Source organism: Phytohabitans rumicis, assembly GCF_011764445.1.
Lineage (GTDB): Bacteria > Actinomycetota > Actinomycetes > Mycobacteriales > Micromonosporaceae > Phytohabitans > Phytohabitans rumicis.
Map to the genome: position 1 here is coordinate 753,084 of NZ_BLPG01000001.1, position 19,989 is coordinate 773,072.

Here is a 19,989-nt window from a genome sequence, read left to right on the forward strand (position 1 = left end):
TGCCATCGTCGCGGGCATGAGCGTGGAACCGACGGCGTGGCAGCGGCCGGGTCCGACCGCCGAGCAGCGGCGCAACGATGTCGTCGTCGGGGTGGCGGTCGCGGCGGTCGCCCAGCTCAACCTCGTGCTGTCGACGAGCGCCGGCGTGTTCTTCGGAGACGACCCGCCAAGCCGGCCGGAGCAGATCCTGTGGACGCTCGCGATCACGCTACCGCTCGCGGTACGCCGGCGGTGGCCGGCCGCGGTCGCGATCGTGATCTCCGCCGCCTTCATCGCGGCCCAGGTCCGCCACTCACCGGAGCAGCAGGTCACCAACGGGGCCCTCTGCTCCGCGATCTACACAGTCGGCGCGTGGGGCCGCGACCGGGCACAGGCCCGGTGGGCGCGGATCGGCATCATCGCCGCGATGTTCGCCTGGCTCGCCATCGGGATCGCCCAGACCGCGGCCGACCTACCCGCCGACGCCTTCCCCGACGCCGCCGGTCCGCTGGAGCCGCTGCTCGCGGCCATCGTCAACGGGGTGCTGCTGAACGCGCTGTTCTTCGGGTTCGCCGTCTTCGTCGGCGAGACCGCGTGGATCTCCGCCCGCCGCCAGCACCTGCTGGAGGTACAGGCCGAAGAACTGCGGCGGTTGGCGGCCGAGGCCGGCGAGCGGGCGGTCATGGGCGAGCGCGTACGCATCGCCCGCGAGCTGCACGACGTGGTCGCCCACCACGTCTCGGTGATGGGTGTGCAGGCCGCGGCCACCCGCCGGGTGATGGACAAGGACCCGGCCAAGGCCCGCACCGCTCTCGCGGCGGTCGAGCAGAGCGCTCGCACCGCCGTCGACGAACTGCGCCGGATGCTCAACCTGCTGCGCGCGACCGGCGGCGCGCCGGATGAACGGCCCAGCGGGTCCGGTGTGGACCACCTCGACGAGCTGGTCGCCAACGCCCGCGACGCCGGGCTCACCGCGACACTCGGCGTGTACGGTGAAGCGCTGCCGCTGCCCGAGTCGCTGTCCCAGGCGGCGTACCGGATCGTGCAGGAGGCGGTCACGAACACGCTCAAACACGCGAACGCGTCCGCGATCGAGGTACGCGTCCGGTACCACGCCGCTGAGCTGGAGATCGACGTCACCGACGACGGCCGCGGCGCGCCGCCCGGCGCGGCCGCCGGGGTGGGGCTCGGCCTCATCGGCATGCGGGAGCGCGTCGCCGCGCACGACGGCACCTTGACGGCCGGGTCCCGCTCCGGCGGCGGTTACCGGGTGCGGGCCCGCTTCCCGCTCGCCCAGTCCCCGGCGGTGCTGGCATGATCCGGGTGCTCGTGGCCGATGACCACCACCTGGTGCGAACGGGGTTCCGGGTCATCCTCGAGGCGGAGGACGATGTCGAGGTGGTCGGCGAGGCATCCGACGGGGCGCAGGCCGTCGACCTCGCCGCCCGCACTCGCCCCGACGTGGTGTTGATGGACGTGGAGATGCCGGTCTTTGACGGGCTCGAGGCGACCCGGCGGATCGTCGCCGCCGACGCCGGTCCGGCGGTGTTGATCCTCACCACGTTCGACCGCGACGACTACCTGTTCGCCGCGCTGCAGGCCGGAGCCAGCGGCTTCCTGTTGAAGAACGGCACGCCGGAGGCCCTGATCGACGCCATCCGCGTGCTGGCCCGGGGCGACGCGCTGCTGGCGCCCGAGATCACCCGCCGGGTCATCGCGACGTTCACCAGGCCGGGCGCGACCACCCCTTCCGACGGCACCCGGCTGTCCGTGCTGACCCCGCGTGAGCACGAGGTGCTGGTGCTGCTGGCCGGCGGTGCGACCAACGCCGAGATCGCCGCCGCGCTCTTCCTCGGCGAGGCCACGGTCAAGACCCACGTCAGCCGGGTGCTCGCCAAGCTGGGCCTGCGCGACCGTACCCAGGCCGTCGTGTTCGCGTACGAGCACGGGGTCGTGACGCCGCGCGGCTGACGCGGGTCCGTCGCGCGACGGACCCCGACGATCATTCCGGCGCTGGACGCGGCTGCGCTCGGCGCTGCCTAGCGTCGAGGCATGACACAGTTGCTGCGTCTCGACGGGCTGAACCGGGCCTTCGGCGAGCGGCAGGCGCTCAAGGACGTCACGTTCGACGTGACGCCGGGACGGCTGACCGGCTTTGTCGGCGCCAACGGCGCCGGCAAGACCACCACCATGCGGATCGTCCTCGGCGTGCTCGCCGCCGACTCCGGCGCGGTGACCTGGGGTGGCGCCCCGCTCACCCGGGCCCACCGGCGGCGCTTCGGCTATATGCCGGAGGAGCGCGGTCTCTACCCCAAGATGACCGTCCGGGAGCAGCTGACCTATCTCGGCCGGCTGCACGGCCTCACCGCCGGCGCGGTCGCGCGGAACATCGCCGGCCTGCTCGACCGGTTGGGCATCGGCGAGCGGGCCGACGAGCAGCTTGAGAAGCTGTCGCTGGGCAACCAGCAACGGGCCCAGATCGCGGCCGCGCTGGTGCACGAGCCGGAGCTGCTGGTCCTCGACGAGCCGTTCTCCGGCCTAGACCCGATCGCCGTGGACACCGTGGTGACGGTGCTGCGCGAGCAGACCGCCGGTGGTGTCCCGGTGCTGTTCTCCAGCCACCAGCTCGACGTGGTCGAGCGGCTCTGCGACGACCTCGTCATCATCGGCGACGGCGCCATCCTCGCCGCCGGCCGTCGGGACGACCTGCGCTCCGCGTACACCCTGCCCAGGTACGAGATCCGGGTCGACGGCGACGCCGGTTGGCTGCGCGACCAGCCCGGCGTGACCGTGGTCGACCTCGACGGCCCGCGCGCCGTGTTCGACCTCGACGGAGGGGGCGAGGACCAGTCCGTGTTGCGGGCGGCGCTCGCGCGCGGGCCGGTACGCGCGTTCACACCCGTCACCCCGTCCCTGGCCGAGATCTTCCGAGAGGTCGCCCGATGACCACATTCGACACTGTCCGCCTCGTCGCCGCCCGGGAGATCCGGGTCAAGCTGCGCGACAAGGCATTCATCTGGGGTACGGTCCTCCTCCTGCTCATCGTCGTCGCCTCGACGGTCCTGCCCGGGATTCTGGCCGGTGGGCCGTCGTCGGTGGCCGCCGTACCGGGCACCGCCGCGACCGCGCTGGCCGATGCCGGCCTCGACGTCCGTACCGTCGCCGATGACGCCGCGGCCGAGCGGCTCGTCCGCGACGGCGACGTCGACGCGGCCGTCGTCGCCGGCCCGCGGGTGCTCGCCATGGACGATGCACCCTCCGACGTCCTGAAGGCGCTGAGCGCGCAGCCGCCCGTGGAACTGCTCGACCCGGACGCCGTCGACTCCGGGCTGGCCTTCCTCATCCCGTACGCGTTCGCGCTCGCCTTCTTCATCACCTCCCTGACGTTCGGGCTGCAGATCGCCCAGAGCGTCACCGAGGAGAAGCAGACCCGTGTGGTGGAGATCCTCGTCGCGACGATCCCGGTACGCACGCTCCTGGCCGGCAAGCTGGCCGGCGGCGCCGTGCTCGCGTTCGGGCAGATCGCGCTGCTAGCGGTCGCGGGCGTCGTTGGTGCCCGGCTGGCCGGCGCGCCGGACACCGTGCTGTCGCTGCTCGGCCCGGCGATCGGATGGTTCATCCCGTTCTTCGTGGTCGGCTTCGTGATGCTGGCGGCGCTGTGGGCAGCCGTCGGCGCGCTGGTCAACCGCCAGGAGGACATCGCCGGTGCGTCGATGCCCGTCCAGATGGCGATGATGCTGCCATTCTTCGCAGTGATCATCCTGCAGGACAACCCGGTGGTGTTGACGATCCTGTCGTACCTGCCGGTGTCCTCGCCGACGGCGATGCCGGCGCGGCTGTTCGCCGGCGAGGCGAGCGCCTGGGAGCCGGTGCTGTCGCTCGGAATCCTGGCGCTGACCGCGGTGGCGATGGTGTTCGTGGGGGCACGGATCTACGAGGGCTCGCTACTGCGGACCAACGGCCGCACGAAAATGGCGACCGCCTGGCGGGACCGCGAGGCGGCCCGGTTGTCCGGCTGAAAGCGTTCCTCCGCGCCTACCGCGGGAACTCGCGGTCGAGGGCCAGGTTGAGTTGTAGGACGTTGACGGCGGGTTCGCCCATGAAGCCCAGGGCGCGCCCGTCGGTGTACTCGTCGATCAGTTTTTGGATGGTGGCGACGTCGGTGCCGCGTTCCCGGGCGATCCGGGGTGCCTGTAGTTCGGCGTAGGCCGGGCTGATGTGGGGTCGAGGCCGCTGCCGCTGGCGGTGACCGCGTCGGACGGCACGGCGGGCTTGTCCGGGGCGTCGCCGCGGATCGCGACGATGACGCCGCCGCCGGCGACGTAGTCCTCGCCGGCCTTCGCGCTCTGTACCGGAACGCCGTCGTAGGTGGCCAGGAACGGCGTGCCGGTCTGGTTGACGCTCACCACCCGGGTGACCGGACCGGTGAATCCGTCCCGGCGGAACACGGCCAGGATCGCGCCGACCCCGTCGGAGGTGCAGAACGGCCGGCTGCCGTCGACGCCCTCCAACTCCCCGATCGCCTTGCTGCGCGCGCACACCTGGGTCAGCAGGCTGGTGCGGTCGACGGTGTCCACCACGTCTTCCGGGCCGAGGTTGCTGGCGGCGGTGGCGGTGGGGTCGTACCCGTCGCCGGCCGCGGACGGGCGGGACTGGAAGTAGGTCGGGATCGGGTTGCCGTCGGCGTCGGTGAACGCCTGCCCAATGATCTTGCTGCCGACATCCTTGCCGTTCACGCTGACGAGCGAACCGTTCGCGTGGTCGCGCAGGCCGGGTAGCTGCGCGACCCCGACCATCACCAAGGGGTACGCGAGCCCGACGAGCACGGTGAAGACCAGCAGCGCGCGTAGCGCCGCGAGGTGTTGGGCGAGCCAATTGGGTAGACGCATCTCAGATCCCCGGGATGAACTGGACGAGCAGGTCGATGAGTTTGATGCCGATGAAGGGCACGATGACGCCGCCGAGGCCGTAGATCCACAGGTTGCGGGTCAGCAGCTTGGAGGCGCTGGAGGGCCGGTACTGCACGCCGCGCAGCGCGAGCGGGATCAGCGCGATGATGATCAGCGCGTTGAAGATGATCGCGGACAGGATCGCCGAGGTCGGCGAGTGCAGCCGCATCACGTTCAGCGTGTCCAGTGACGGGTAGACGGCGGCGAACATGGCCGGGATGATCGCGAAGTACTTCGCGATGTCGTTGGCGATGGAGAACGTCGTCAGCGCGCCCCGGGTGATCAGCAACTGCTTGCCGATCTGAACGATCTCGATGAGCTTGGTCGGGTCGGAGTCGAGGTCGACCATGTTGCCGGCCTCCTTGGCGGCCGACGTGCCGCTGTTCATCGCGACACCGACGTCCGCCTGGGCCAGGGCCGGGGCGTCGTTGGTGCCGTCGCCGGTCATCGCGACCAGCCGGCCGCCCTCCTGCTCCTTCTTGATCAGGGCCATCTTGTCTTCCGGCTTGGCCTCGGCGAGGAAGTCGTCCACGCCGGCCTCGTCGGCGATCGCCTTCGCGGTCAACGGGTTGTCGCCGGTGATCATGACGGTGCGGATGCCCATCCGCCGCATCTCGTCGAACCGCTCCCGCATGCCGGCCTTGACCACGTCCTTGAGGTGGATCACCCCGAGGGCGCGGGCGGGCTGGCCGTCGATGAGCTCGGCCACCACCAGCGGTGTCCCCCGCTCGCGGAGATGCCGTCGACGACCGGGCCGACGTCGGCCGCGGCGTGGCCGCCGTTGTCGCGTACCCACTTCATCACCGCCGCGGCGGCACCCTTGCGGATCTTCCGGCCGTCGATGTCCACACCGGACATTCGGGTCTGCGCGGTGAACGGCACGAAATGGGCGTGCGGGATGAGGCCCTCGTCGCGGGCGCGCAGGCCGTACTCGTTCTTGGCCAGCACGACGACGGAGCGGCCTTCCGGGGTTTCGTCGGCGAGGCTGGACAGCTGGGCGGCGTCCGCGACCTGGGCGGCGGTGAGGCCGTCGACGGGCAGGAACTCGGACGCCTGCCGGTTGCCCAGCGTGATCGTGCCGGTCTTGTCCAGCAGCAGCGTGTTGACGTCGCCGGCCGCCTCCACCGCGCGGCCGGACATCGCCAGGACGTTGCGCTGCACGAGCCGGTCCATGCCGGCGATCCCGATGGCGGACAGCAACGCCCCGATGGTGGTCGGGATGAGGCACACCAGCAGCGAGACGAGGACGATGCCGGTGACGCCGTCGGCGTTGATCGCCTCGGTGTTCGGGGCCGCACCCTGGTAGTTCTTGGCGAAGATGGCGAGGGGCTGCAGGGTCACCACGGACATCAGGAAGATGATCGTGAGCGCGGCGAGCAGGATGTTCAGCGCGATCTCGTTCGGGGTCTTCTGCCGGTTGGCGCCTTCGACCAGGGCGATCATCCGGTCGATGAAGCTCTCCCCCGGCTTCTGGGTGATCCGCACGACGATGCGGTCGGAGAGAACCTTCGTGCCGCCGGTGACCGCGGAGCGGTCGCCGCCGGACTCGCGGATCACCGGTGCGGACTCGCCGGTGATCGCCGACTCGTCCACCGACGCGATGCCTTCTACGACGTCACCGTCGCCGGGGATGATCTGCCCGGCCTCCACGACGACGATGTCGCCCTGCGCCAGTTGCGGGCCGGCGACCTCTTCTTCGCGGTACTGGTCGGCGCTGGCGCCTTCGGTCCAGCCGAGCAGCCGGCGGGCCATCGCCTCCTGTTTCGCCTTGCGCAGGCTGGCCGCCTGGGCCTTGCCCCGGCCCTCGGCGACGGCCTCGGCGAGGTTGGCGAAGACCACGGTCAACCACAGCCAGATCGTGATCAGCCAGGCGAACACCGTCGGGTCGGTAATGGCGAGGACGGTGGTGAAGGTCGCGCCCACTTCGACGATGAGCATGACCGGGTTGCGCCACAGCGTGCGCGGGTCCAGCTTGCGCAGCGCGTCCGGTGTGGAGCGCCACAGTTGCTGAGGGTCCAGCAGGCCACCGCCGACCGGCTTGGCAGTCATCTGATTCTTCCTTTGCTATGGCGGCTTAGAGACCCTCGGCCAGTGGACCAAGTGCGAGGGCGGGCAGGAAGGTGAGCGCGACGAGGATGAGCGTCACGCCGACGACCATGCCGACGAACAGCGGCTTGTGTGTCGGCAGCGTGCCCGCCGACTCCGGCACCGGCTGCTGCCGGGCCAGGGAGCCGGCCAGGCCGAGCACCAGGATGATCGGCAAGAACCGGCCCAGCAGCATGACCAGGCCTAGTGCGACGTTCCACCACGCGGTGTTGACGGTGATGCCGGCGAACGCGGAACCGTTGTTGTTGGCCGCCGACGTGAACGCGTACAGCACCTCGGAGAAGCCGTGCGGGCCGACGTTCAACGCGGTCTCGTGGTTCTTCGTCGCCATGGCGGCGGCCGTGCCGATCAACACCAGCGCCGGCGTGACCAGGAAGTACAGCGACGCGAACTTGATCTCGCGGGCGCCGATCTTCTTGCCCAGGTACTCCGGCGTGCGCCCGACCATCAGCCCGGCCACGAACACCGTGATCACCGCGAGGACCAGCATGCCGTACAGGCCCGAGCCCGTGCCGCCGGGCGCGACCTCACCCAGCATCATGTTGATCATCGGCAGCATGCCACCCAGCGACGTGTACGAGTCGTGGAACGAGTTGACCGCACCCGTCGAGGTGAGCGTGGTGGCGGCGGCGAAGGTGGCCGAGTCCGGGACGCCGAACCGGACGTCCTTGCCCTCCATCGCGGCGGCCACCGCCTGCGGCACCGTCCCGCTGCCCGCCAGCTCGAACGCGTTCGTCAGGGCGACGCTGGCGATCGCCAGGACCCCCATGACGGCGGCGATCGCGTACCCCTGCCGGTTCTGCCCGACCATCCGGCCGAACACGCGCGGCAGGCTGAACGGGATCAGCAGCAGCAGATAAATCTCGATCCAGTTCGTCCACGACGTCGGGTTCTCGAACGGGTGCGCGGAGTTGGCGTTGTAGAAACCACCACCGTTGGTGCCCAGCTCCTTGATGGCCTCCTGGGAGGCGACCGGCCCGCCAGTGATGTGCTGCGTCGCCCCTCCGAGGGTGGTGACGTCGGTGCCGCCGGACAGGTTCTGCACCGCGCCCCCGATGATCAGCACGATCGTCGCGAGCACGCTGATCGGCAGCAGGATCCGGATGGTGATCCGGGTCAGGTCGACCCAGAAGTTCCCCAACTGGTCGGTCCGCCTACGGGCGAACCCGCGTACCAGGGCGACGGCGACGGCGATACCGACCGCGGCGGAAACGAAGTTCTGCACCGCCAGGCCGGCCATCTGCACCAGATGCCCCATCGTGGACTCGCCCGAGTACCACTGCCAGTTCGTGTTGGTCACGAAGCTGACCGCGGTGTTCCACGCGCCGTGCGTCATCACGCCCGTAAAGCCCAGCGACAGCGGCAGGTGGCTCTGCAAGCGCAGGAACGCGTACAAGAACAGGATGCCCACCGCGGAGAACGCGAGGACGCTGCGGGCGTACACCCCCCACGCCTGCTCGCCGTCCGGGTTCACCCCGACCAGACGGTAGATGCCACGCTCCACAGTGGAGTGTTTGGTGCCGGACACGACCCGGTACATGTAGTCGCCCAGGAACCGGTACGACACGGCCAGAGCCAGCACCAGCGACACGATGAATACCACGCCAGCGGCGGTCGTGCTCATCAGAAACGCTCCGGGAACAGCAGAGCCGCGACCAGGAACACGCCCAAGCCGGCGGCGACGATCAAACCAATCAGGTTGACCACGCTCACAGCTTCTCCACCGCCCGGACGACCAAGGCAAGGACGGCGAACGCCCCCACCGTCAACAGCACCAGGGCTATGTCAGCCACCGTGCGACTCCTTCGAACGCCTGTTGTGGTGTCGTGCGGTCGCCGATCGACCGCCCCGAGCCATGTAAACGCGGGCAAGGGCGGGTGGAGGGGTTTCTTGACGCGATCCGTACGCCAGCACCGCGAATCTTTATGCGGTCTTGACGCAGGACGCCGGTAGCGGAACAGATGGGCGACCGGGTTGCCCTCGGACCACTGGAAGTAGCAGCGCGGGATCGCGCCGGTGGCGTCGCGGAGCGCGAGCAGGATCACGTCGAAGCCGCAAGTAGATCTAGACGAGAAATGGCTGAGATCGAGCCCTAACTCGTCTAGATCCACTCCGGCCGGTCCACTGTTAGGTTCAGGATCGAGTTCTGAGCTACCGCGACGTCCGTCGTGGTGCGGGCCGTTGCTCCCGCGGCCTCACCCTGCGCGGTCCACAATCGACAGCCCCGGCGCGCGGTGCGGGTGGGTTCGCGGCGGCGTCCGAGGCGGGGTGGGTGTGGGACGCGGAGGGTGCGGCCGCGGGAGCAACGGCCTGGACCGCGACGGGCGTCGCGGCAGCCCAACACGTCACCAGGCAAGGCGCGGGACGGCCAGGTGCTCAGCGGACGGAGTGTTTGTTGATCGCGTGGAGCAGTGCGCCGCGCAGGTAGTCGCACACCCGCGGCGTGCCCGTCGACTCGTCCTTGACGATCGCTATCAGCTCGGTGGCCAGCCGCTTCTTCTCGACGGTGTTCCGCTCGGCGAGCATCTTCGCGTAGGACGTGTCGAAACCGTGCGGTAGCAGGCCCTTGTCGAACAGGATGCGGCAGCCCTTGGTGGCGAAGTAGGACGTGAGCACCATGTCGCTCTTGGCCCCGCGGCCACCTCCAGCATCGGCACCTGCGCGGCGATGCGCATGATCTCGTCGTCGTTGAGGGACGGGAGCAGCTTCGGGTCCAGCTTCTTGATCACCTCCGCGAACTCGGGGACGCCGGTGGGCGCCAGCCGCGTGCCCGCCAGCTTGTCGGCGGCCTCCATCGCGGTCTTCAGGTCGACGATCTCCTGCTTATCGACGAACTCGCCCTTCCTGGTGAACATGACGATGTCCTTCAGCTCGTCCCAGCGGGTGAGGATCACGCGGATCTCGGCCAGCGTGATGCATTCGATGTAGGCGTTGCCCTTCCCCTGGAGGAAGGTGTTGATCCGGCTGGTCTTGAGCTTCTTGTAGCCGATGACGTCGGCGTCCTTGATCCCGTCGAGGCAGTAGTAGACCCGCGTGCCCTGGTTCAACGCCCACCACAGCCCGGCGTTGCACCCGAACGATCCCAGGTACGCGCTGAAGTCGTGACCGCGCTTGGCCGCGGTGGCGTACTTGGCGCGGGGCGGCTGTTCGGCCAGCGACCGGAGGTACGCGGTGCACTGCTTCTCGAAGGCGGCCTTGAAGTCCGGGAGCTTCCACCAGAGGTAGTCGGCGGGCCGGTTCACGAACTCCTTCTCCACGGCCGCGACCCCCTCGGCCACCAGCTTGGGGATCATCCGGTCGGGATCCGACAGGAGGGCCTCGTACTCCGGTTTCTCCGCCGCCCGCGCGACCACCTGCCACAGCTCCCACATCCGCAGCGGCTGGTTCCCGCTGGGGGTCGCGTGCGCCGCCTGTACGTACGGCAGCCGCACGTGCTCGAAGCCCCAGATCGTCCCGGGCTCGCCGACGAACTCGCGGAGCAGCGCCGAGCTCTCCACCGCCGCGAAGCTCGTCAGGATCTTGGCGGATCCCTTGACGGTGAGCGCCTGGAGGATCTGCGCGGCGCCGGCCACCTTCCGCGCGCCCAGGTCGCGCCGCTCCGCCGGATCGAGACCGGCGGCCGCCGGGGACTTCCCGCCCAGGGCGGTCAGCTCGACGGCGACGTCCGCACCGCCGGGATCGGTCTGCGCCGGCAGGGACGGCAGGCTGGCCAGGCGCAGGTAGTAGCCGAGCAGGTGTTCCAGGGGCTGGACGTACCCGCACCACAGGCCCTCGTACTTCGGCGCCTCGTCCGAGCCGTAGTACGCGGGTTGCGCGGTGTCGATGCCGTCGGCGATGAGGTCGCAGATCGTCGCGTAGTCCCCGTCGTTCCAGAGCATGCTGAGCAGGCGGGCGGCGAGGCCGCCCTCGGCGTTGTTGAGGCCGCCGGCGCCGAGCCGCAGCCGGATCCACCCGCGGAGATCCTTGCCGATGATGGACGGGTAGCCCCAGCCGGTGGCCACCATGCGCTCGGCGACGGCGGCCGCGCCGGGCTGGTCGAGCTTGTCCAGGTTGCCGCGCAGCCAGGCGTCGGTGTACTCGGGCGGACCGAGGTCCGAGTCGAGGATCAGGTCCCGGGCCGCGCCGACGAGGTTGGTGAACAGCACCGGTTGCGTAGCGGCCTCTGCGCGCGCCTCCGGGCTGCCGAAGACCCCGTCGATCCACTGTTTCAGGGCCGCGCCCTGCTCCTGTTTGGACAGGTTGTCCGCGTTGGCCCACAACCTGTTGAAGGCGGCTGCCGCGACGTCGAACTGGCCCGACTGCAGCTGCGGCAGGTGCGTGGCGAGGTCCGGGGACGTCGGGTCCGGCCCGGTCGCGACCACGATCGGATCGGCGTCCGCGGTCGAATCCACGTGCGGCTTCGTCTTCTGCAGACCCGAGTCTGACGCGGTGGGGTCGAGGTTATGACTGTCTGCGGCGTCGGGCGTCGGCTTGCGGGACCGCGACGGGGATCGGGATCGGGACGGGCTGTTCGATCTGGACATGGCGGTGCTCCCTTCGTCTGCCCGATGCGGCTATTTCGGGTCGCCGAAGCGCTCGATCGCCGCCTTCAGCAGGCCGCCGAGGGGCTCCGGCACCTCGCCCGCGTCGACGTCGATCTCCAGTTGGGCGGCGAGCTCTCTCTTCCGGTCCGGGTCCTTCTCGTCGATCATCAGCCGGTACGCCTCGGCGAAGCCAAACGGCAGCACGATGGCTTCGAACAGGTGCGCCGCGCCCTTGCTCTCCAGATATGAGGCAAGCACCTGGTCGCTCTCCGCTTTCAGGGCCATGGTCAGCAGCAACAACTGCGAGACGACGCCGTAGAACTCCTCGTCGGTCAGGTCCTGGAAGGGCGGTTGGTTCAGGTCGGGTAGGTCCTTGCCGACGGATTCGTCCTTCTGGGCCGCCTTGATGACCTGCTGCCGGAGCGGGGCCGTCCGGCTCCCCGCCTTCAGGTCCGCCGCCTCCATCTTCGTTATCAGCGTCTCGACCTCGCCGGGGGCAGCAACTCTCCCCTCCGGTAGAACTTGACGACCGTCTGCAGTTCGTCCCAGTTGAGGAGGATCTCCCGGGTCTCGGCCAGCGTGATGACCTCGACGTGCCGCTTGCGGTTCAGCGAGCCCTTGAGGAACTCGTTGATCGCCGCGGTCTTCCGCGTCTTGTAATAGATCACGTCGTCGTCCTTGATGCCGTCCAGGCAGTAGTAGACGGGCACGTTCTCCTTCTTCGACCACCAAAGGCCGGCCTTGCAGCCGAACAGGCCGAGGTATTTGGGGAGGTAGTTCCCGCGCGGGTCCGCGGTGGCGAACTTCGCGGTCGGGGGTCGCTCGGCGAGCGTGCGCAGGTAGGCCGAACACTGCTCGATGAACCCCTTCTCGAACTGCCCCTTGCGCCCGGGTCGGTCAGTCCCGCGTACTCGACCGGATTGCTTTTGATCTGATCGTCGAGCTTCCTGACGCCCGCGGCGACGAGCTTCGGGATCATCGCCTCGGGGTTCAACAGGAGTTGCAGGTACCTCCACTCGTTCAGGATGAGCTCGACCGCCGCCCACATCTCCCACATGCGCACCGGGTGCTTGCCGAACTCGGTGGTGTGCACCGCGTTCACGAACGGGAGTCGCACGTGCTCGAAGCCCCAGATGGTCCCGGGGTTGTTCGCGAACTCCTTGACCAGCGAGCAGTCCAGCACCTCCGTGTAGCTGGTCAGGATCTGGGCCGTGCCGGCCTCGGTGAGCGCCTGGAGCACCCGGCGGGCACCGGCGATCTTCTCCTTGCCCTTCAGGTAGTTCTCCTGCGGGCCCCGCAACTCCGGGCTCTGCCCGCCGAGCAAGGTGATCCCATCCCGGACCTCCTCGCTGAGCGTCATGTCGTCCACCGGGCCCACGCCGTCCGGGTACACCAGATCGACCAGGCGCAGGTAGCTGCCGAGCAGGTGCTCCAGCGGCTCGATGTATCCATTGTAGAATCCCTCGAGTTCGAGCTGCCCCTCGATGTCGACGTACGAGGCGGTGGACGTGTCCGCCCCGCACGCGATCGCCGTGCAGATCGACTCGAAGTCACCGTCGTTCCAGAGCATGTTCAGCAGGCGGGCGTCGACCGCGCCCGGCTGCCGCACGATCCAGTCGCGCAGCTTCCCGCCGAGGATGTTCGGCCTGCCCCAGTGCCAGTTGACCAGGGTGGCGGCCACCCGCGCCGCGGCCTTGGGCGGGAGCGCGTCCAGATACTGTTTCAGCTGGTCGTCCAGGCCCACGCCCAGGCCCTCGTCCTGCGCGTGCAGGGTAAGGAGCCGGTACGCGTTGATGACCTCGGCGAACAGCCCCGGGTGCTTTTCGGCGCGCTTGAGCACGTCCTTGTCGGTGAATACCGCGTTGGTCCAGGACTTCACCGGCTCCTCGGCGTCCTGCGACTCCTCGATCATCTTGCGGAAGGCACCCACCGCGGCCTTGAAGTGGCCCTCTGCAGGTTCGCCAGGTGGTCGGCGACCTTCGGGCTCTGCGCGGGCGCTTGCACCTCGACGGTGTCGAGCACGATCGAGTCATTGTTCCGCTTTTTCTTGTCGAGCCCGTCCGTCGTGGTGTCGTCGCCGGAGTTGTGGGCGGTCTTCTGGCGTTTGACCGGGTGGTTCGCCGAGGGCCGGGTACTGGTAGGTCGCTTCTTGTTCGAGCGCATCGCCGTTCTCGCTCCCTTACTGGACGCGGGCCTGGTACGTCAGCACGAGGCCGACGTTGCGCAAGTTCTCCTTCGCACCGTCCACTGTGAACGTCCAGGCCGACGGCGCGGTCGACCGGAGCGTCAGGCCCGGGGTCGGCAGCAGCTTCCCCTCGGACAGGGTCTGTGCCGGGTCACCGCCCAGCACCAGGCGCGTCACCGCGCCGTCCACCAGGTCGTACGTCGGGTAGATGCCGGTGATCTGGGAGCCGGCCAGGTCCGGGAACATCTGCGTGGTGAACGGCAGGGCCAGCCGCGGGTCGTCGCCGGCGAGGAACTCGCCCCACTCGTCGGGGAAGTCGCGCGCCAGGTCGAACAGGCGCGCCGCCGGGTGCGGCTTGAGTAGCCCCCGCACCGCGTTGGCGAAGACCTCGCCGCCCTGCTCGGCCGTGTACTTCACGGTCACCACGACGTCGGCCAGGTCGCGTACGGCCCGGCCGCCGCGCGCCAGCCGCCAGCGGGACACCGCGCCGGTGCCCTCGAACGGCAGGTAGCGGTCGTCGTCGAAGCGCAGCTCGAACAGGCCGTTGTTGTCCCGGCCACCGTCCGGTTCGGACAGTGCGATCTGCTGGCTGGCCCGCCAGTCGCCGCGTACGGCGGCCGGCGGGGCGCCCTGCGGGTCGAGCAGGTGCCGGACGGCCTGCGGGTCGGGCTCCAGGACGGTCTTGTGGTCGAGCTGGGTCAGCGTGGCGGGCACGGCCAGCGTGTTGCCGTCGGGGTCGAGGAACGTGACGGTGACGGTGCGGATCTGGCGCCGGTAGTGCCCCGGGAAGTCGTCGTCGAACAGCGCCTCCGTCAGCGTGAACTCGCAGCCGCCGGCGTCGCGCAGGCGGAGCAGGGCGATCGGGTCCAGCGCCCGCAGCGACACCTGGCGGGTGATCTCCAGGCCGCGGCCGCCGGTGTCGAACTGGGCCTTGCCGAGCCGTTCCAGGTCCAGCGCGAGGCTGTCGCCGGCGAGCAGCCCGCCGCGGCGGCTCTGCCAGTACGCCGGCCGGATGAACGTCGTCGCCTCGCCCGCGGTGCGGCCGTGCTCGAAGTGGAACGCGCGCTCGGCCGCCCGGGCCATCTCGTAGGCGAGGTTGTACGCCTGGAAGTACAGCCCGGCCAGCGTCCCGGACATCCAGCCGTACAGTTCGGCGTTGGTGAACTTGTCCGTCAGGAACGCCGCCACCGACTCGTTGTGCGCGATCTCGCGTTCGAGCAGGTCCGCCTCGCGCCGGGCGATGGCGACCTGCTCGGTGGCGCCGCCGATGCGGTGCTCCAGTTCGGTGATGTCGCTGCGCGCGGTGGCGAGCTGCAGGTCCCAGTCCTCGACCATGCGCTCGTGCTGTGCCCGGATGCCCAGCACCTCGCCGACCATGCCGAACCCCTCGCCGAGCGACTCGCCGGTCTCGGCCGCCTTGTCCAGCGTGTCGCCGAGCTGCCGCCCGCTGGCCGTGGTGCCGATGATGAACGGGCCGGCGTGGAACTCCGGCACGGCGTACGCGATGGCGGCCGCGACCTTCAGCACGCCGGACGCGAAGTGCAGGCTCGCGGCGGTGGACATCAGGTCGACCTGGGCCCGTTCCAGCTCGTTCATGCCGCCGGCGATGAGCGTCTCGTAGTGGCCCACGCGTTGCTGCGCGGCGTCGCGGCTGGCGGTCAGCTCCGCGAGGTTCTCCTCGGCGATGCGGATCTGGGCCGTCTTGACGGCGCGGGTCATCGTCAGGATCTCCTGCTCCTGGCGCCGCTGGAGCAGGCTCAGCTCCTCCGCGCTGCCGCGTTCCAGCACGCTGAGCAGGTCGGAGCCGAGCTGGCGCAGCTTGTCGACCAGTTCCTGGGCCCGGCGGAACACGACCGCGAAGCGGTAGTGCGGCACCGGCGCCGCCGCCCCCGCGGTGAGCTGGTCCAGCCCGGTGCCCGCGGCGACGCTGCGGACCAGCGCCATCGGGTCGATCGGCGGCTCGAACAGCGGCAGTGGCTGGCTGATCCCCATGATGTTCAGCGACTGCCGGATCTTCCGCAGCCGGTCCTCGACCCGCGCCCAGTACTCGTCGAAGACGCTGTTCTCGGGGATGTGGAAGTACGCGTTGGCGACTCCGGCGTGTACCGCGCCGGCGCCGGTCACCATGGTGCCGCCGCTGGTGAAGTATCCGACCAGGTCGAGGTCGCCCGGCTCGGCGTCGAGGCCGGCGTACGACGCGGCGGGCGCCGGCAGCCCGGTGCCGAGCCGTTCCGGCCGCTCGCCGAGCAGGTCGTACGCGAGGACGTAGAGCATCCGCGCCTCGTCGACGCTCTCCGGCGTGTACTGCCGGAACAGCAGGTCGCCCCAGTCGAGCAGGTTGTCGACGTACCGCATGACGACGGCCCGCCGGTACGCCACCGGGCGCAGGTCGGCGATCGCGTGCGGGTCGAACGGGTCGTCCCGGTACGCCGTGAGCAGGTTCTCCCGGTCGCCGAGCGCGTCGAACTGCTTGGCCAGGTCGGCCGCCATGAGGGTGTGCTCGCGCAGCGCGGCGACGGCGTCGCGCTGCGCCGGGGTGAGGTCGGTGCGCGCGGCCAGGTCGGCCACCGCCGTGGCGACCTCCTCGTGCGCCGCCGGCGCGGTGACCGCGAGCAGCGCCGCCCGCTCCTGCTCGGTGACCGGGTCGCGGTTCTGGGCCACGGCCGGGGCCAGCGCTCGCATGGCGGCGAGGACGGGCGCCAGCGCCGCCGCCACCGGCTCCTCGGGCAGGCCGGCGTCGCGCAGCGCGGCCAGGTCGCCGGTCAGCGCGCTGGCGAGCGCGTCCAGGTCGACGGCGAGGAACGGCAGGAACCGCCAGTACGAGTCGGGGTGGGTGGGGTCGAAGACGTACTCGTACCACCGCTTGGCGTCCTCGAAGCGCTGGGCGCCGTTCAGCGCCTGGGCGATGAGGAACGGGGCGTGGAAGAAGATCTCCCAGTAGTACAGGCCGTTGGCGCTGCGGAAGTCCAGGTGCGATCCGGTCGGCAGGCGGGTGGCGTCGACCAGGCCGGGGCGTACCCGGATCGCGGCCGTGGCGGCCGGGTCGGTGGTGACCGCGACCTCGTCGGTCTCCTGCGTGGCCAGGTCCAGCAGCGCCGGCACGCCGCCGGACAGCAGCTTGTGCCCGAGCGCGGAGGCGGTCCCGGTGGTCAGCCGGATGATCTCGAACGGCAGCCCGGCCAGCTCGTACGGCCGGCGCACCGGCACGGTCTTGGAGTACCGCACGTACTCGCCGTCCACGAACAGGTACAGGCCCGACTCGCTGTCCAGCGCGGCGTCGAACGGCGGCGCCCCGTCCCGGGGCAGTTCCCCCAGGCGCCGGCGACCGGCAGCGGGTCCGGCAGGTCCGCCGGCTCCCGTTCGGCGTCGATCCGGGCGTACCGGTCGCCGGAGAACAAGTAGAGGTCGTCCTCGCGCCGGAACGCGGTGTCGATCTGCCACGGCAGCGCGGCCGGGTAGCCGTCGTCGACCAAGGGCGGCACCGAGCCGTCCGGGCGCAGGGTGTACCGCACGTACTCCAGGCCGGTGGTCAGGTAGAGGCGGCCGGCCGCCACCCAGGCGGCGTCGACCCGGCCGGTCTCGGTGAGGGCGCTGTGCCCGTACGTCGGGCGGGTGGTCCGGGTGCCGTCCGGCGCGACCTCGTGGTATTCGCGGCGGTCGTTGTCGAACCAGTACATGATGCCCTTGCGCAGCACGCCGGCGGCGATCCGGAAGTCGGTCGGCAGCTCGTCGTCGTTGTCCGCCAGCGGGCGCGGGTAGCTCGGGTCGGTCGCCGGGACCGGGGCGGTGGCGGCGGTCTTGCCGGGCCGCCGCGGGCGCCGGGGCGTCGACGGGCGCGCGAAGCGGACGTACCGGTCGCCCGAGATCAGGAACGTGGCGCCGTCGGCGGCGACGGCGGCGTCGATCGTGGTGACCCCGTCCGGCAGGCCGGGCCGCCGCCAGAACTCGGCGATCGGGCGCGGCTTGTCCAGGTCCTGCGAGGTGACGTAGCGGTCGCGGGTGTTGTCGAAGAAGTACTCGACCCCGTCCGGGCCGGTGAACGCCACGTCCACCTTCGGCCAGTCGGGCAGGCCGTCGTCGTTGCCGGCGAGGTCAGCGGGGTAGTCGGCGTCGATCGCGCCGAACGGCGTACCCGTGAATCGGAGGTAGCGGTGCCCGGCCAGGACGAAGGTCCGCTCGCCGCGGACGATGACCGCGTCGACCGCGCCCGGCTCGGCAAGCACCGTGCGGACCCGGCCCCACGCGGACCCGGTCGGCTCCGGGTCGCCCAGCTCGCCGCGCGTCGGGGTCAGCAGGAACCGCCGCTCCGCGTTGTCGAAGAACAACCGCTTGCGGTTGGGCAGCTCGACGGCGGCGTCCACCCGCGGCCACTGCGGCAGCCGGTCCCGGTTGGAGATCAGCGGCAGCCGCGTCCCCTCGGTGCCGGCCACCGGGACCGGGCGGCACAGGAAGCTGCCGCCCTTGTGGTCGACGCTGAACCAGAACTCCGAGCCGCTCGGGGCGTCGAACCGCACCACGTCGGCGGGGTCCACCGGGTCGACGAAGATGCGCGCGACGCGTTCGGCGGTGGCCGCCTGGTCGCGGGCGGCCTCGATGTCCGTCATGACGGCCAGCACCTGCCCGTGGTCCGGCGCCGCCGCGGCGTCCCCGGCCATCAGGTCCTCGCTGTACAGCTCGGGGTTCAGTTCGAACAGCGCCGCGGCCCGCCGGACGGTGGGCCGTGCCGCGTCCCCGGTGGCGCCGGGTGCGGGCGGCGTCGTCACGGTGTACGAGCAGGACACGACGACCGACATCTGGTCGGCGTTCTTCATGCGCGGCATGAGCAGCAGCGTGACGTCGGAGATGGCGCCGGGCTCGGCTCGGCCGGTGCCGAGCGTCTGAGTGGGTGCCCACTCCTTGGTGAGGTTGTGGAACGAGTAGCAGATCCGGATCCGCTGGGTCTGCCCCAGCCCGGTGATGTGCTGCTGGTCGCCGTCGGTGCGGGCCACGACGGTCGTGCCGGTCGGGTCGTCGGCGGCGACCACCTCGGGCACCGCCCAGAAGACGAACACCCGGCCGAACGCGTGCACCGGGTGCACCTGGTCGGCGTCGATCTGCACCTCGACCGGCTGCCAGGGCTCCCACGTGGCGGACAGCTTCTCCCGGCTGGCGAACTCCGCGCGCCGGTAGTAGTAGCGCCGCGGGTCGGTCCTGGTCCGGCCGAACAGCACCAGCCGCCGCGCCCCGCCGGGCTCCTGGTCCTTGGTGTAGACGTAGCCGCCGGCGATGGTCAGCCGGGACACCTCGGTGTACTCGTCGAGATAGCGCTTGTACGCGCGCTCCACGGTGCTGGCGGTGATCTCGCCCTGCAACAGGTCGCTCTCCAGCGTCCGGAACGCGGGCGTCCTGGTGTCGCGCAGCTCCGGCCGCAGGTAGTTCTCCGGGTACAGGAAGACCTTGCGGTTCGCCTCCCAGACCCGGTAGTTGCGCATCCACCGCCACCACGCCTTGACCCGCTGCCGGGCCTGCTCGTCGCCGCCGGGCAGCTCCAGGTTCAGCAGGTACCGGTGCAGGTACAGCTGCGCCGCCGCGATGGCCTCGCGGACCCGCGAGGTGTTGCCCTTCGCGCCCATGTCGACGTCGATCAGGAACCGGGCGAACAGGTCGCGGCTGGTGCCGCCGGCGTCCGCGAGCACGGTCGCGACGAGCGCGTCCCGCTTGCGCAGGTTCAGCTCGTCGTGCAGCTGGCGGGCCAGCACCGGCCACCGCTCCGGCCCGGCGCGGCGGGCGAGCAGCTCGTACAGCGCGTCGGCCGCGCCGTGCGGGTCGGCCGCGCCGTGCACGCGGGTCCAGATGTCGGTGTACGCCCGGGACGGACCGGTGCCGAGCTTGTCGGCGAGCGCGAACAGGTCGGCCAGTTCCAGCAGGAACTCCAGCTCCAGCCGGTCGCCGTCGGCCCCGTCCGGCCCGCCGGCCGCCGCGCCGGTCAGCAGCCGGACGTTCCGCCGGCACCAGGCGACCTCGGCGCCGTCCCAGCCGAACAGCTCGGCCAGGTGGGCGTACGGGTCGGTCAGCACGCGCCGCCCGGGCAGCACGAACGTGGCGAGCCCGCCGTCGGCGTCCCGGCGGGTACGGGCCAGCGCCGCGAACCGCGCGATCGTGTGCAGGTCGCTCGGGCGGTAGTCGGCCGCGCCGGACCAGCGGTACCGGAACGGCTGCGGGTAGGTGCGGTCGACGGTGTCGAACCGGTCGCCCGAGTAGCGCACGT

The 19,989-nt window shown here is 70.6% G+C and carries 15 protein-coding genes and 2 pseudogenes; 4 read left to right on the forward strand and 13 right to left on the reverse strand.

From position 1 onward, the window contains the following. Positions 1–16 precede the first annotated feature (16 nt). The 4 genes from Prum_RS03230 (at position 17) to Prum_RS03245 (ending at position 3,998) form a co-directional block, all read left to right on the forward strand. Positions 17–1,297: a sensor histidine kinase gene (locus Prum_RS03230; protein WP_173073813.1), complete on the forward strand. Its 1,281-nt coding sequence runs from the start codon at positions 17–19 to the stop codon at positions 1,295–1,297. Continuing rightward, positions 1,294–1,950: a response regulator gene (locus Prum_RS03235; protein ID WP_173073815.1), complete on the forward strand. Its 657-nt coding sequence runs from the start codon at positions 1,294–1,296 to the stop codon at positions 1,948–1,950. Before Prum_RS03230 ends, Prum_RS03235 begins: the two co-directional genes overlap by 4 nt. A gap of 81 nt (positions 1,951–2,031) precedes the next feature. Then, positions 2,032–2,925 carry an ABC transporter ATP-binding protein gene (locus Prum_RS03240; RefSeq protein ID WP_173073817.1) on the forward strand — a complete coding sequence of 298 codons (894 nt, stop codon included), beginning with the start codon at positions 2,032–2,034 and terminating at the stop codon, positions 2,923–2,925. Further along, entirely contained in the window at positions 2,922–3,998 is a 1,077-nt protein-coding gene (locus tag Prum_RS03245; RefSeq protein ID WP_173073819.1) for an ABC transporter permease, read from the forward strand. Before Prum_RS03240 ends, Prum_RS03245 begins: the two co-directional genes overlap by 4 nt. Before the next feature lie 16 nt (positions 3,999–4,014). Here Prum_RS03245 and Prum_RS03250 read toward each other — a convergent pair. The 13 genes and pseudogenes from Prum_RS03250 to Prum_RS49140 all read right to left on the reverse strand — a co-directional run bounded on the left by Prum_RS03250 (position 4,015) and on the right by Prum_RS49140 (position 19,987). Next, positions 4,015–4,868: pseudogene (locus Prum_RS03250) on the reverse strand (potassium-transporting ATPase subunit C). Position 4,869: 1 nt separating this feature from the next. Beyond that, positions 4,870–6,977: pseudogene (gene kdpB / locus Prum_RS03255) on the reverse strand (potassium-transporting ATPase subunit KdpB). 25 nt (positions 6,978–7,002) lie between these two features. Then, on the reverse strand, positions 7,003–8,658 hold the full coding sequence (gene kdpA, locus Prum_RS03260; RefSeq protein WP_173073821.1) for a potassium-transporting ATPase subunit KdpA: 1,656 nt from the start codon (positions 8,656–8,658) through the stop codon (positions 7,003–7,005). Beyond that, positions 8,658–8,747: a K(+)-transporting ATPase subunit F gene (gene kdpF / locus Prum_RS50785; protein WP_173073822.1), complete on the reverse strand. Its 90-nt coding sequence runs from the start codon at positions 8,745–8,747 to the stop codon at positions 8,658–8,660. The genes kdpA and kdpF overlap by 1 nt, the downstream gene beginning before the upstream one ends. Further along, positions 8,744–9,145 carry a hypothetical protein gene (locus Prum_RS03270; RefSeq protein ID WP_173072706.1) on the reverse strand — a complete coding sequence of 134 codons (402 nt, stop codon included), beginning with the start codon at positions 9,143–9,145 and terminating at the stop codon, positions 8,744–8,746. Before Prum_RS03270 ends, kdpF begins: the two co-directional genes overlap by 4 nt. Positions 9,146–9,410: 265 nt before the next feature. Then, entirely contained in the window at positions 9,411–9,560 is a 150-nt protein-coding gene (locus Prum_RS03275) for a hypothetical protein (RefSeq protein WP_173073824.1), read from the reverse strand. Continuing rightward, a complete protein-coding gene (locus Prum_RS03280; protein ID WP_173073826.1) occupies positions 9,509–11,425 on the reverse strand; it encodes a hypothetical protein in 1,917 nt (638 codons plus the stop codon). Before Prum_RS03280 ends, Prum_RS03275 begins: the two co-directional genes overlap by 52 nt. 162 nt (positions 11,426–11,587) lie before the next feature. Then, a complete protein-coding gene (locus tag Prum_RS03285) occupies positions 11,588–12,022 on the reverse strand; it encodes a hypothetical protein (protein WP_173073828.1) in 435 nt (144 codons plus the stop codon). 8 nt (positions 12,023–12,030) lie between these two features. Continuing rightward, the gene (locus Prum_RS03290; protein ID WP_173073830.1) at positions 12,031–12,267 is read right to left on the reverse strand and encodes a hypothetical protein; all 237 of its coding nucleotides are present in this window, start codon (positions 12,265–12,267) and stop codon (positions 12,031–12,033) included. Then, positions 12,222–13,469 carry a hypothetical protein gene (locus Prum_RS03295; RefSeq protein ID WP_173073832.1) on the reverse strand — a complete coding sequence of 416 codons (1,248 nt, stop codon included), beginning with the start codon at positions 13,467–13,469 and terminating at the stop codon, positions 12,222–12,224. Before Prum_RS03295 ends, Prum_RS03290 begins: the two co-directional genes overlap by 46 nt. Next, on the reverse strand, positions 13,466–13,720 hold the full coding sequence (locus Prum_RS03300) for a hypothetical protein (protein WP_173073834.1): 255 nt from the start codon (positions 13,718–13,720) through the stop codon (positions 13,466–13,468). Before Prum_RS03300 ends, Prum_RS03295 begins: the two co-directional genes overlap by 4 nt. Positions 13,721–13,736: 16 nt before the next feature. Further along, entirely contained in the window at positions 13,737–16,967 is a 3,231-nt protein-coding gene (locus Prum_RS03305; RefSeq protein WP_173073836.1) for a Tc toxin subunit A-related protein, read from the reverse strand. Further along, complete coding sequence (locus Prum_RS49140; RefSeq protein WP_218576987.1) at positions 16,892–19,987, reverse strand: neuraminidase-like domain-containing protein; 3,096 nt, start codon at positions 19,985–19,987, stop codon at positions 16,892–16,894. Before Prum_RS49140 ends, Prum_RS03305 begins: the two co-directional genes overlap by 76 nt. Positions 19,988–19,989: the final 2 nt, after the last annotated feature.